The sequence below is a fragment of the Brevibacterium sp. OS20 genome (genome assembly GCF_056837565.1).
The window spans coordinates 1,630,213-1,643,972 of record NZ_CM166367.1; the positions used below are offsets into that span (position 1 = coordinate 1,630,213).

At 65.2% G+C, this 13,760-nt stretch carries 9 protein-coding genes; 6 read left to right on the forward strand and 3 right to left on the reverse strand.

The window, feature by feature from the left end; genetic code table 11:
- Nucleotide 1: 1 nt before the first annotated feature.
- Nucleotides 2-466 carry a DUF2505 family protein gene (locus tag ACVZTU_RS07130; RefSeq protein WP_482401649.1) on the reverse strand — a complete coding sequence of 155 codons (465 nt, stop codon included), beginning with the start codon at nucleotides 464-466 and terminating at the stop codon, nucleotides 2-4.
- Between the two features lie 141 nt (nucleotides 467-607).
- On the opposite strand from ACVZTU_RS07130, the gene ACVZTU_RS07135 reads away from it, so the two are divergent.
- Nucleotides 608-5,488, forward strand: a complete 4,881-nt coding sequence (locus ACVZTU_RS07135) for an NAD-glutamate dehydrogenase (RefSeq protein WP_482401650.1) — start codon at nucleotides 608-610, stop codon at nucleotides 5,486-5,488.
- A gap of 252 nt (nucleotides 5,489-5,740) precedes the next feature.
- A complete protein-coding gene (locus ACVZTU_RS07140; protein ID WP_248283827.1) occupies nucleotides 5,741-7,258 on the forward strand; it encodes a sensor histidine kinase in 1,518 nt (505 codons plus the stop codon).
- A gap of 213 nt (nucleotides 7,259-7,471) precedes the next feature.
- Here the strand turns inward: ACVZTU_RS07140 and ACVZTU_RS07145 are convergent, their stop codons facing one another.
- Entirely contained in the window at nucleotides 7,472-7,720 is a 249-nt protein-coding gene (locus ACVZTU_RS07145; RefSeq protein WP_009374875.1) for a WhiB family transcriptional regulator, read from the reverse strand.
- Nucleotides 7,721-8,003: 283 nt separating this feature from the next.
- Here ACVZTU_RS07145 and ACVZTU_RS07150 point away from each other — a divergent pair, with 283 nt between their 5' ends.
- From ACVZTU_RS07150 to ACVZTU_RS07165, 4 genes are all read left to right on the forward strand, one after another.
- Nucleotides 8,004-8,555 (forward strand): gamma carbonic anhydrase family protein, encoded by a 552-nt coding sequence (locus ACVZTU_RS07150; RefSeq protein ID WP_139466793.1) that lies wholly within the window; start codon nucleotides 8,004-8,006, stop codon nucleotides 8,553-8,555.
- Between the two features lie 126 nt (nucleotides 8,556-8,681).
- Complete coding sequence (locus tag ACVZTU_RS07155; RefSeq protein ID WP_139466795.1) at nucleotides 8,682-10,106, forward strand: NAD(P)H-quinone dehydrogenase; 1,425 nt, start codon at nucleotides 8,682-8,684, stop codon at nucleotides 10,104-10,106.
- Between the two features lie 121 nt (nucleotides 10,107-10,227).
- On the forward strand, nucleotides 10,228-10,569 hold the full coding sequence (locus tag ACVZTU_RS07160) for a YciI family protein (protein ID WP_139466797.1): 342 nt from the start codon (nucleotides 10,228-10,230) through the stop codon (nucleotides 10,567-10,569).
- On the forward strand, nucleotides 10,569-11,846 hold the full coding sequence (locus ACVZTU_RS07165; RefSeq protein WP_434594839.1) for an RNA polymerase sigma factor: 1,278 nt from the start codon (nucleotides 10,569-10,571) through the stop codon (nucleotides 11,844-11,846). Before ACVZTU_RS07160 ends, ACVZTU_RS07165 begins: the two co-directional genes overlap by 1 nt.
- A 73-nt stretch (nucleotides 11,847-11,919) precedes the next feature.
- Here the strand turns inward: ACVZTU_RS07165 and ACVZTU_RS07170 are convergent, their stop codons facing one another.
- A complete protein-coding gene (locus ACVZTU_RS07170) occupies nucleotides 11,920-13,731 on the reverse strand; it encodes an acetyl/propionyl/methylcrotonyl-CoA carboxylase subunit alpha (protein WP_434594841.1) in 1,812 nt (603 codons plus the stop codon).
- Between the last annotated feature and the right edge of the window lie 29 nt (nucleotides 13,732-13,760).

Here is a 13,760-nt window from a genome sequence, read left to right on the forward strand (position 1 = left end):
ATCAGGCGGATTCGAAGCGGCGCAGCCGGTCGCTCAGGCGCTTCTCCAGGATCGGGACCACAGCCTGTTCGATCATTGCGCCGAACATCGGGATCGACGAGCTGATCTCGGCATGAGCGGCCAGCTTCGTCACTGACTCGGCCTCGCGCAGTTCGAGGACCGCATCGATCTCGACGGGGACGCCTGCGGCGCGTGCGGACATGCGGATCTCTGCCTCATCTCCGAGGACATCCCCGGGAATCATGTACACCTCGACCAGCACGGTGTTGTCGGGAAGCCGAGAGGCCAGAGCCGATGGAAGCTCGGCCTTGGGCATCGGGGTCCGCACGGTCATCTCCGTGTCGGGGTCGATGTATTCGGCACTGGCGTCGGAACCAAGCTTCTCCCACACGCCGGGGTCGGCGAGTTTGGCCAGGAATGTCGACAGATCAACCGAATATTCATGATTGAGAGTCAGAGATCGCATAGCTCCAGTTTGCCAGCGAATGAACGGTACTTCACCGTAGGCCGCTCGGCGTGCCTTTCTCGATATTTGGGCATAGTGTGGGGAATGACGATTCGGCGTCGAATCGCGTGACGAATGCTCGTTGATCATAGAGGTGAAACAGTGACTCAGGTCTCAATTTCGAACGTTGCAGAAGAGTGGAGAAAGCAGAGGGGGCAATCGGCTCCCGACAACTTCCTCGATGCGTACTATCCGCGGTTCGAAACAGGGGCGACCGATCCCGAGGCCTATGCGGCCGCGGCGGCCCGTCACTTCGCGCTCGGCACCGAATACGACGGTGAGCGTCCGGCGATCGCGATCTACAATCCGAGCGTCGACTCGCCGGAATTCAGCGACAACCACACGGTCATCGCCATCGTGCTCGCCGATATGCCCCATCTCGTGTCCTCGATCGTCAGCGACCTCGCTGCCAACGGCAGGGCGATCCGCCGCGTGCACCACCCGATCATCACTGTCACCGGCAACGGCCCGGACGAGAAGATCCTCTCCCCGGCAGAAGCCCCCGCACTCAGTGCGGACACGGCGAGCATTCCGACGGTCTCCGAGGATCCTGCTGACAGCGAGGACGGCACCCCACAGCAGCAGTCCTGGATCCGCCTCGAGATCGACCGCATCTCCGAAAGCGACTTCGATGCACTCGAAGAGCGGCTGCGCGGGGTCCTCGACTACGTGGCTGCGGCAGCGCGCGATGCCCAGGCGATGGCCGCGAAGGCCAAGGACATCGCCGCCGAGCTGAGCGCACACGCGCCGCGCCCGGAGCTGGCCTCCGAAGCCGAATCCGCCGCCGCCCTGCTCACCTGGCTCGACGGACACTTCACCTTCCTCGGCTACCGCGAATACGACTACACCCACGACGCCGAGCACAGCAGCCTCGAACCGATCGAGGACACCTCGATGGGCATCTCGGCCCTGCGCCCCCTCGTGAAGTCACCGCTCAGCCGGGCAGTCGCCGACAAAGCGCTCGAACCGCATGTGCTGGTGCTGACGAAGGCGAACTCCCGCTCCCGTGTCATCCGATCCTCATTCATGGACTACATCGGCGTGAAGACCTTCGATGCCGACGGTGAGATCGTCGGCGAGCGGCGCTTCGTCGGAGTGTTCAAACCCGAGTTCTACAACGACAGCGTCCTCAACATCCCGGTCATCGACAGGAAGGTCGCGAAGATCCTCTCGGCCAGCGGATTCCCCACCGGATCCCACTCGGCCAATGAACTTCTCGGCGTCCTTGAGAACTATCCCCGCGAGGACCTGCTCCACGAGGGCACCGAGGAGATCTATGACGTCGTCATGGAGATCGTCGACATGCAGGAGCGTCGTGAGTCCCGCGTGTTCGTCCGCACCGACCCCTACCAGCGCTTCGTCTCCGTCATCCTCTACCTCCCGCGCGACCTCTACAACACCGACGCTCGAGTGCGCGTGCAGGAAGTGCTGCGCAAGTTCTACAACGCCGACAGCGTCGACTTCGATGTGCTGCTGAGTGAATCCGCGCTGGCCCGCATCCACTTCGTGGCCCGCGTCGCCCGTGACTGCGAACTGCCGCAGATCGGCGCCGACGAGGTCGAGGCACGCATCGTCGGGGCCGTTCGCTCCTGGTCCGAAGACGTCCACGCGTTCCTCGTCCCCGCCGAGACCGGCGATTCCGGCGCCTCGCATGCCCGGGCCGACCTGTGGTCGAAGGCGTTCCCTCCCAGCTACGGCGAGCACCACACCCCCGCCGAGGCGGTCGCCGATGTCGGTCGGTTCGAAGCCCTCGACGCCGGTCACGGTCCGGCGGTGCGCCTCTACCGTCCCGAACAGAACACCGATGCCTCTGTGCGCCTCGTCCTCTATCGTCGTGACCGGGTCAGCCTGTCCGAGGTCCTGCCCTTCCTCACGGCCTTCGGCGCCGACGTCGTCGACGAACGACCCCACGAACTCGACCTCGCCGACGGTTCCCATCGTTACATCTACGACTTCGGACTCAGCTTCTCCGAAGAGCTGGCCGATGACGACTACGACCGCATCGCCGAGGCCTTCATGGCCGGCTGGGACGGCAAGAAGGAAGCTGGGGTCTTCGACCGCCTCGTCGTCGCCGGACTCTCCTGGCAGCATGTGACGATCATCCGCGCACTGGGCAAGTACCTGCGCCAGGCGGGATTCACCTATTCCGACGCCTATGTCGGTGAGGTCTACAGCGACAACCCGCAGATCTCGAAGCTGCTCGTCGACTACTTCTCCGCCAAGTTCGATCCCGACGTCGACGACGCCGGACGCGAAGCGACGATGACCGAGATCGACGACGCGATCGAAGCCGCCCTCAGCGAAGTGGCCAGCCTCGACGCCGACCGTGTGCTGCGCTCCTCGCTGGAACTGCTGCGGGCGACCCTGCGCACGAACTACTACATCGACGAATCCGGTGCTCTGCCCACCGCCCTGGTGCTCAAGATCCGGCCCGACGAGCTCAGCTTCGTGCCGAAGCCGAAGCCGGCTCTGGAGATGTGGGTGTATTCCCCGCAGGTCGAGGGCGTGCACCTGCGTTTCGGCACCGTCGCCCGCGGAGGGCTGCGGTGGTCGGATCGTCGCGATGACTTCCGCACCGAGGTCCTCGGTCTCGTCAAGGCCCAGATGGTCAAGAACGCGCTCATCGTGCCCACCGGGGCGAAGGGCGGCTTCTTCCCCAAGCAGCTGCCGCCGATGAGCGATCGGGACGCGTGGATGGCCGCCGGTCAGGCCGCCTACGAGGTGTTCATCGAAAGCATGCTCGAGGTTGCGGACAACCTTACCTACGGCAGCGACGACTCCAGCGTCGTCGTCCACCCCGACCGTGTCGTCCGCCACGATGGAGACGACTACTATCTCGTCGTCGCCGCCGACAAGGGCACGGCACGGTTCTCCGATGTGGCCAACGCGATCGCCGAACGCCGCGGATTCTGGCTCGGCGACGCCTTCGCATCCGGCGGATCGGTCGGCTACGACCACAAGGCGATGGCCATCACCTCCCGGGGCGCGTGGAAATCCGTCGAACGCCACTTCCGCGAACTCGGACTCAACACCGCCGCCGAGGACTTCACCGTCGTGGGCATCGGCGATATGAGCGGTGACGTCTTCGGCAACGGCATGCTGCGCAGCGAGCACATCCGCCTCGTCGCGGCATTCGACCACCGGGACATCTTCCTCGATCCGAACCCCGACGCCGCCCGCAGCTTCGTCGAACGCCAACGCCTCTTCGACCTGCCGCGTTCGAGCTGGCAGGACTACGACAGGGACCTCATCTCCTCAGGAGGCGGAGTCTTCTCCCGGTCGGCGAAGTCGATCGACCTCAGCCCCGAAGCCGCCTCGGTGCTCGGAGTCGAACCCGGAAAGCGCAGCCCCGCCGACCTCATGTCGGAGATCCTCAAGGCACCGGTCGACCTCGTCTACAACGGCGGTATCGGCACCTATATCAAGGCCTCGAGCGAGAGCCACGCCGACGTCGGCGATAAGTCCAACGATGCCATCCGCATCGACGGCGCCGATGTGCGGGCGCGGGTGATCGGCGAGGGCGGCAATCTCGGTGTGACACAGCTGGGACGTGTCGAGGCCGCCCTGGGCGGCGTCGAGGTCAACACCGACGCCGTCGACAACTCGGCCGGCGTCGACAGCTCCGACCACGAGGTCAACATCAAGCTGCTCCTGCGTACGCTCTTGCACAAGGGAGCCTTCGCCGCGGAAGAACGGGAGGCGGTCCTGCACTCGTTCACCGACCAGGTCGCCGACCGGGTGCTGGCGAACAACTACTCGCAGAACGTCGTCCTCGGCGAGGCTCGGGCCCAGACCGAATCGATGTCGGGCACCTATGGCCGGCTGCTGGGCTATCTGGAGAAGAACGCCGATCTCGACCGGGCGGTCGAATTCCTGCCCAACGCCGATGAGCTCGCCAAACGCGAGTTCAGCTACTACGTGTCGCCTGAACTGGCCGTGCTGCTGGCCTATGTGAAGATGCACGCCGCCGATGAGGTCCTTGCCAGCACCGTGCCGGATGAGACGTGGATGCGGCGCGAACTCGTGTCCTACTTCCCGGATGCTCTGCAGGAGAAATACGGCGAACTCATCCCCGAACACCCGCTGCACCGGGAGATCGCGACGGCGAAGCTCGTCAACCGGCTCGTCGACCGCGGCGGACTGACCTACATCTACCGGATGTTGGAAGAGACGCCGGCGTCGGTGCCGCAGATCGCACGCGTGTTCGTCGTGGTCTCGGAGATCTTCGGACTCGATGACTTCTTCGACGCAGTGTGCGCACTCGACAACCAGGTGCCGACCGAGGTGCAGGTGAAACTCCAGCACGACTATGTGCGTGTCCTCGATCGTTCCTCGCGCTGGCTCGTGCAGCAGGCGCCGGACAGCCTCGACGTCGATTCCGGCATCGAGATGTACGGCAAGGTCGTCGAAGCACTGCGCTCCCGGGTCCCGGACCTCGTCGACGGCTACGATGCCGAGACCATGCAGGCGAAGGCGCAGAGCTACATCGACGAAGGCGTGCCGAGCGAACTCGCGTGGCGCTCCGCCGCCCTGCTCGACGAGTTCGTGCTGCTCGACATCACCCAGCTGGCAGCTCGGGCGAACGAATCCGCCGAGGATGTCGCAGAGGTCTACTACGCCGTGAACGAACGCTTCTCCGGTTCGCAGATCCTCACCCTCATCGGAGAGCTCGATCGCAGCGACCGGTGGTCTGCGCTGGCCCGCGGATCCATGCGTGACGACTACTACGCCGCGATCCTGTCGGTGACCGGCACGGTTCTGGCCGCCACGGATTCGCCGATCTCCGGAACCCCGGACGAACGGGCGAAGCAGCGCCTGGCCGAATGGCTCGAACGCAACGAGACTGTCGTGGGGCGGGTGCTGGAGACGACGGAGACGATCCTCGGTCTCGATTCCGTCACCCAGGCGCCGCTGTCTGTGCTGCTGCGCTCACTGCGGTCGATGGTCCGCTCCTCGGCCTGGGAGAGCGAACACAACGGCTGAGGCCGATTGCGGTCGCGGTCGACACCATGGTCGGCCGCGATCGGCAGTGCGTCCGCGACCGGCCGGACACTCCTGATCGGTTCGACAGCGGTGACCGGCAGGGCGACCACGATCGGCAGGTCAGTTGGGATCGTGCGGACACAGTCGCCTCGGTGGGTCCGAACACCGTCCGATTAAGTGGTAGCGTCTGAACATCGACATCTCAGCAGATCCGCGCAACGCGGGTCTGCTGATCTCACCTTGGAGGAACGTATGGTGCTCAACGAACTGCTGGCGGCCGAGGGCATCACGGATGAGTCAGACGTCGAACACATCCATCTGCTCGTCGGTGACTGGCAGCTGTTGGCCGACCTCTCCTTCGCCGATCTCGTGCTGTGGGTGCCGTCGCCCAACGGTGCCTACACGGTCCTGGCTCATGCCCGATCGACGACCGGGGCGACATTGTTCAACCGGGATCTGATCGGAGCGCGTGCGACCGGTCTGGAGAAAGAGCTGCTTGACCGGGCCAGCAGCACCCGCAGCTCTGTCTCCCACGTTGCCGCGGCCCGAGAGATGGGAATCAGCGCCGGATCCTCTGACGTCGACATCCTCGCCGAGGCGGTGCCGATCATCCGCAGCGGCGAGGCCATCGCGCTCGTCGTCCGGTATTCGGAGGAGGTCCGACGCAGAGGTTCGTCTCGCCTGGAGAAGTACTACCGGGAAACGGCGATGGCTCTGATGCGGATGGTCGTGCAGGGAACGTTCCCCGATCGCGATGCCCCGTCCGGGGCCCGGCACGGCGAACCGCGAGTCGGCGACGGCATCTTCATCCTCGACCGCGATTCGCATGTGCAGTATGCCTCCCCGAACGCCGTATCGCTCATGCACCGGCTCGGCTACGGAGGAGAGATCGAAGGCAGCTATCTCTCCGAGGTGGTCTCGAACCTCAGTGCAGAGCTGCGTCAGGTCGATGAGACCCTCCCACTGGTGCTCACCGGGCGTGCCCCGTGGCGGACCGAACTCGAAGTCGGGCGAACGAGTGTGTCCCTGCGCGCGATTCCGCTGACGGACGAGGGTGAGCGGGTCGGTGCGATCGTCCTCGCCCGTGACGTCTCAGAGATCCGTCGCCGCAAACGCGAGCTGCTCTCCCGCGACGCGATGATCAAGGAGATGCACCACAGGGTGAAGAACAATCTGCAGACCGTGTCCGCCCTGCTGCGGCTGCAGACCCGCCGCATCGACAGCCCCGAGGCCAAGGGGGCGCTGACCGAGGCGATGCGCCGGGTCTCGATCATAGCCGTGGTCCACGATGTGCTCAGTCAAGGCGTCGAATCCGAAGTGGACTTCGACGAAGTCGTCGACAAGGGACTGCGTCTGACTCCCGAGCTGACCAGCCCGCTGGTGCATATCGAACTCAAACGGTGCGGAAGCTTCGGAACCATCTCCTCCGCCGATGCCACCTCTCTGGCCCTGGCCATCACGGAGCTGATCACGAACGCGATCGAACACGGATTCCCCACCGAGAACCTCGAGAATCTGGAACCGGGGGAGACGCTCAACGGCCATGTGTGGGTGACCCCGGAACGCAACGGCGATCACCTGAGCGTGACGATCGCCGATGACGGCATCGGGTTGGGAGAGACGCAGAATCCGGGCAATGGTCTGGGCACGCAGATTGTGCGCACGCTGGTCTCGGCCGACCTGGCAGGTTCGATCCAATGGCAGGCGCGCGAAGGCGGCGGAACAGTTGCCGTCCTCGACGTTCCGCTGCGCCCGGACTCCTACGACTGAGCGAGGCCCGTCGGACCGACCCGCAGAGCTGCCACGCTCCGGTGTCGGTCGACATTCGGCCGGACGCTCGTGCGCGCACACGACTGAGTCCCTTGTTCCGACGGCGATCTTTCGCCGTCGGGACAAGGGACTCAGTCTTCGGTGCAGGTGTGGCTGGTGATTCAGTTATGGCTTCGGCAGTCCGGGGGAACCGCCTTCTCAATGGCCGGCGACTCAGCCGGCGCGGCGGGCGCGAGCGGCACGACGCTTGAGCGCGCGGCGCTCGTCCTCGCTCAGACCGCCCCAGACTCCGGCATCCTGACCGGATTCGAGGGCCCACTGCAGGCAGGTCTCTGCGACTTCACAACGGCGACAGACAGTCTTTGCTTCCTCAATCTGGAGCAGCGCGGGTCCGGTGTTGCCGATCGGGAAGAAGAGCTCCGGATCCTCATTGAGGCATGCTGCACGGTGTCGCCAATCCATGGTGACCTTTCGACGAATTCAGTGAACGCGGTTGGCTACGCCCGAATTCCGGGCGTGCAACTCTCACAGTCAAGGTTCACATAACGCAATTGGGCGCACAAGGGTCCGGCAGTGTGAAATTTCTGACAAGAATTTTCCCCATTGTCCTGCTATGAGGGCGATCGCGCAAATCGGTCCGCGATTCGTCTTTTCGGGCCTGTCTGAGCGTCTCCGCCTAGACTGTCAGGCACATGCAGACAGCAGGTGAATGCACATAGACATCACGTGAACCAATGGAGGACTCATGACCAACGATCTCGCCAGCCCACGCATCGTCTCCGTCGGCGGACACACACCTCAGATCGATCCGGAGGCGTTCGTCGCAGCCGGTGCCACTCTCGTCGGCGACGTGCACGTGAAGAAGGGCGCCAGCGTCTTCTACGGCTGTGTTCTGCGCGCCGAAGCCGCCCCGATCACGATCGGTGAGGACTCGAACGTACAGGACAACACCGTCATGCACACCGACGCCGGCAAACCCGTCGTCATCGGCGCCCGCGTCTCCATCGGCCACCAAGCGCTCGTCCACGGTGCCGTGGTCGATGACGATGTGCTCATCGGAATGCACTCCACAGTGCTCAACGACGCCCATATCGGCAGCGAGTCCCTCGTCGCCGCGGGCGCCGTCGTCCTCGAAGGCACGCAGATCCCCGCACGGTCGCTCGTCGCCGGTGTGCCCGCGAAGGTGCGCCGGGAGATGACCGATGAAGGAGTGGAGAAGGTCCGGCAGAACGCCCAGTCCTATGTGCGTCTGTCGACCCTGCACAAGGACACCGCCGAGGTGGTCGACCCGAACTGATCGGACCGTAACCGGACCGATTGCGGACCGGCCCAGGCCCGATCTCCACCAGATCCCAAAGGAACCATTCGGTCGATCCCCAGGGGGCCGTTCGCCAGCATCGTGGCGATTTGAGACAATCAGTATGTGAACACTGAATTTGATTCCACTGCAGATCGCGTCGTCATCATCGGCGGCGGCCCCGGCGGCTACGAAGCCGCGCTCGTCGCGGCTCAGCTCGGTGCCGATGTCATGCTCATCGAGCAGAATCGGTGCGGTGGTTCCGCCGTGCTCACCGACGTCGTGCCGTCGAAGTCGCTCATCGCCACCGCCGAGATGATGGACGAGATCGAGCGCTCCGACGGGCTCGGAATCCGGATCGAGAACTCCGAGGACACCGAGGCCGTTGCGCGCCGAGTCACCGCCGACCTCGAAGCGGTCAACAAGCGCATCCTCTCCCTCGCCGACGCTCAGGCCAACGACATCTACGAGGGCCTCATTCGGGCCGGTGTCAAAGCCATCCAGGGCAAGGCGACTCTGGCCGGTCGCGACCAGGTCCATGTCGTCGAATCCGGCGGCACCGAGTACACCCTCGAGGCCTCGACGATCCTGCTCTCGGTCGGCGCCCACCCGCGTGAGCTGCCCACTGCGCAGCCTGACGGTGAGCGCATCCTCACCTGGACTCAGCTGTACGACCTCGACGAACTGCCCGAGCACCTCATCGTCGTCGGTTCCGGTGTCACCGGTGCCGAGTTCGCTTCGGCTTATCGGGCACTGGGCACCGAGGTGACCCTCGTGTCCTCGCGTGAGAAGGTCCTGCCCGGCCAGGACGAGGACGCAGCCGATGTGCTCGAATTCGTCTTCCGCAACAAGGGCATGAATGTCCTCTCCCGCTCCCGCGCCGCCTCGGTGACTCGCACCGACGACGGAGTCGAAGTCGTGCTCGCCGATGGTCGCCGTGTCGAAGGATCCCACTGCCTCATGGCCGTCGGTTCGATTCCGAACACCGAAGGTCTCGGCCTGGAGAAGGCCGGTGTCCGGGTCAGCGAATCCGGACACATCGTCGTCGACGGCGTTTCGCGGACCTCGCGGGCCGGAATCTACGCGGCCGGTGACTGCACCGGTGTGCTGCCGCTGGCCTCGGTGGCCGCGATGCAGGGGCGGATCGCCATGAACCACGCGCTCGGCGACGCCGTGCAGCCTCTCAAATTGCGCAATGTAGCATCGAACGTGTTCACCGCACCCGAGATCGCCACCGTCGGCTTCACTCAGCAGAACTACCGCGAGAACCCGACGGACATCGACACCGTGATGCTGCCGCTGGACACGAACCCGCGCGCCAAGATGCTCGGCATCGAGGACGGCTTCGTCAAGATCTTCGCTCGGCGCGGATCCGGCTCCATCCTCGGCGGAGTCGTCGTCGGTCCCCGAGCCAGTGAGCTCATTCTGCCGATCACCATGGCAGTGGAGAACCGGCTGACCGTCGATCAGCTCTCCGCCTCCTTCGTCGTCTACCCCTCGGTGAGCGGTTCGCTGACCGAAGCGGCACGGAAGCTCCACCGTCACCTCTGAATCGTCGATCCGACGATCGCAGGAAAGTTTTTCTCCACAGCTGTCGATCCGGTCGCTCCTCGACCGTCATCATGGTGTCAGGCCGCCCGGCATGACATGAGGAACGACGAAGGAGAACGACATGAAATACGCACTTCTGCTCATGGGACGCACACAGGATCCTGACTGCGGTGAGGACGGCGGAGCGGACCCTGAAGAATTCATGGCATTCGACAAGGAGATCAGCGAGGCGGGGATCGTCGTCGGCGGCTTCGCCCTCGAAGGACCCGACCTCGGGGTCCGGGTGAGCGGATCCGGAGGCGAATCGCTTGTCACCTCGGGCCCGTTCGCCGAATCGAACGAGTTCGTCGGCGGCAGCTACGTCATCGACGTCGCCGATATCGACGAGGCGATCGCCTGGGCGAAGAAGAGCCCCGCGGCCAAGGCCGGACACATCGAGATCCGTCCGGTGGCCGACTACTGATGGACCCCGACCCCGATGCGGCCGCCCGCGTCCTCAGCGCCATCGGCGAGGAGGACTACGGGCGGCTGCTCGCGGCGCTGGTCACCCGGTTCCGTGACTTCGACCTCGCCGAGGAGGCCCTCCACGATGCCGTGCTGCGCGCGGTCGAGACGTGGTCGGGCAGGGGAGTGCCCGAACGCCCTCAGGCGTGGCTGATGGCCACGGCGAAGAACCGCGCCATCGATCTCATCCGCTCCGATGAGGCGCGCACCCGGCATCTCGCCCGCCTGCGCATCGAGGACGAGCTGCGACCAGGTGACCACGACGATCACGCGGAGCGCCTCGGCGAGGAGATGGATGCCGCGGATCTGCCCGACGAGCGCCTCGGCTTGTTCTTCACCTGCTCCCACCCGACCCTGCGCGAGGACGAACGCATCGTGCTCATCCTGCGCTTCCTCTCGGGGCTGACCACCGCCGAGGTGGCCGCCGGGTTCCTCATCGAGACCGCGACGATGCAACAGCGGATCGTCCGTGCCAAACAGCGGATCCTCAAGACCGGGATTCCCTTCGGCCGCCCAGCGCCCGATGAACTCGGCAACCGGCTGCCCGGAGTGGTGCGCGTCCTCTATCTCATCTTCACTCAGGGCATCAACGCCACTGCAGGACCCGAACATACTCGAGTCGATCTGCAGCACGAAGCCATCCGGCTGACCCGACTGCTCGTCGGATACCTGCCCGAGCAGACCGAAGCCCGTGGCCTGCTGGCTCTGCTTCTGCTCACACGGGCACGTGAGACCGCCCGTGTGACGCCGGATGGCCGGCCGGTGCCGCTGGCCGAGCAGGACCGCAGCCTGTGGGACTCACGCCTCATCGCCGAAGGGACCGGACTCGTCGACGTGGCCGCCGGCGAACCGGGAGCCGGGGCATTCACCATCCAGGCGGCGATCGCCGCCCTTCACGCCGACGCCGCGCGATTCGCCGACACGGATTGGAAGCAGATCCTCGTGCTCTATCGGATGCTGTCCGGCCTCGATCCGTCGCCGGTCGTCGCTCTCAACACCGCGATCGCCCTCGGGCAGGTCTCGGGTCCAGAAGCGGCCATGAGCGCACTCGATGAACTGGCCCACGATCCGCAGCTGCTGCGTTACCGGCCCTTCCACATCGCACGGGCGATCACCCTCGACGAACTCGGTCGTACGGCGGAGGCCGAGGACGCCTATGCCGCGGGTCTGGAATGTCCCGGCAACGATGCCGAATCCGAATACATCACTGCCCGGATCACCGATCTTCGACGGTGATCCGGGCAGGGACTTCTGTGTTCGTGACTCCTGACCTCAGGCCGGAGCGAACGGAGGCAGGAGCGGGAGCGGCTCAGGCGGCGAAGCGGATGATCGCCTCACCGGACTTCACCGAGGCGCCTGCGCCGACGAGCACCTCGGAGACGGTGCCGGAGTGGCCGGCCTTGAGCGGCTGTTCCATCTTCATGGCCTCGATGACGGCGAGGGTGTCACCGGCTTCGACGGTGTCACCGGGGTTGACGGAGACGGAGACGATGGTGCCCTGCATGGGAGCGTTGAGCGCATTCGAGTCGTCGGCGATCTTCGCACCCTTGCGGCTGCTCAGCCCGCGCTTGCGCCGCGGCACGCTGGGGCTGGGAACATGACCGAGGTCCGAGATGACGTCCTTGGGGACCGAAACGGTCATGCGGCGGCCATCGACCTCGACCACAACGCTGAAGCTGTCGGTTGCAGTACTCATCTGTTCTCCTAGCTGTGGATCGACAAGCGGATTGACGAAAGCGGTTTCGAGCCAGTTGGTCCAGACCTTGAAATCGGTCGCGAAGGCCTGTTCGTTCACGAGCACCCGATGCAGCGGCAGCAGCGTCGAGACGCCCTCGATGCGGTATTCGGACAGGGCCCGGCGTGCTCGTGCCAGGGCCTCGTCACGGGTGGCGCCGGTGACGACGAGCTTGGCCAGCATCGGGTCGAAGTCCGTGCCGACGACGCTGCCTTCGCCGATGCCGGAATCCAGACGCACTCCGGGACCCGAAGGTGCACGGTGGTTCTTCACTGCGCCGGTGGCGGGGAAGAACGTCGTGGGGTCTTCGGCGTTGATGCGGAATTGGAAGGAGTGTCCGCGCACGGCGGGGAATTCGTCGGGCAGCGCCTTGCCCGAAGCGATGCGCACCTGCCAACCGACGAGGTCGACCCCGGTGACCTCCTCGGTGACGGTGTGCTCGACCTGGATGCGCGCGTTGGCTTCCATGAAGATGATCGTGCCGTCCTCGCCGAGGAGGAACTCACACGTCGCGGCGCCGACGTAGCCGACGTGGGCGAGCAGGCGAGACGAGGCTTCGGAGACGATGCGCTCCTGTTCGGCGGTGAGGAACGGAGCGGGTGCTTCCTCGATGATCTTCTGGTTGCGGCGCTGCAGAGTGCAGTCACGCGTGGACACGATCCGCACGTTGCCGTGGGCATCGGCCAGGCACTGGGTCTCGAGGTGACGGGGGCGCACGATCTGCTTCTCGATGAGGCACTCACCGCGCCCGAAGGCACTCTGTGCCTCGCGGGTCGCTGCAGTATAGGCGGCTTCGAGGTCTTCGGCAGCGGCGCAGGCGCGGAAGCCACGCCCGCCTCCGCCGTGGACGGCCTTGACGACGACGGGGAACCCGATCCGGTCGGCCACCTCGGCGGCTTCTGTCAGATTGGCCACGGCACCGTCGGAACCGGGCGCAACCGGAGCGTCGACGGCTTCGGCGACGGCACGGGCTCCGGACTTGTCACCGAGGAGCTCGATCGCCGCCGGGGGAGGACCGACCCAGATCAGCCCGGCATCGATGACGGCCTGCGCGAACTGCGCGTTCTCGGCCATGTAGCCGTAGCCGGGGTGGACGGCATCGGCGCCGGAGCGCTTTGCCAAGGCGAGGATCTTCTCGATGTCGAGATACGTCTCCCCGGCTCCGGAACCGTCCAGCAGCCACGCGTCGTCGGCGAGTTCGACGAAGTCGGCATCGGAATCGGCGCGAGTGTACACGGCGACGGCCTTGATACCGAGGTCGTGGGCGGCCCGGATGATGCGCAGAGCGATCTCACCGCGGTTGGCGATGAGGACTCGGCGGACGGCCCCGGTCGGAACAGTGGTGCTCAGTACCGAGGCCGTGGAGTCGGAGAGGACTGTGGTCATGGTGCTCCTTTGTACGATCACAGAACAAT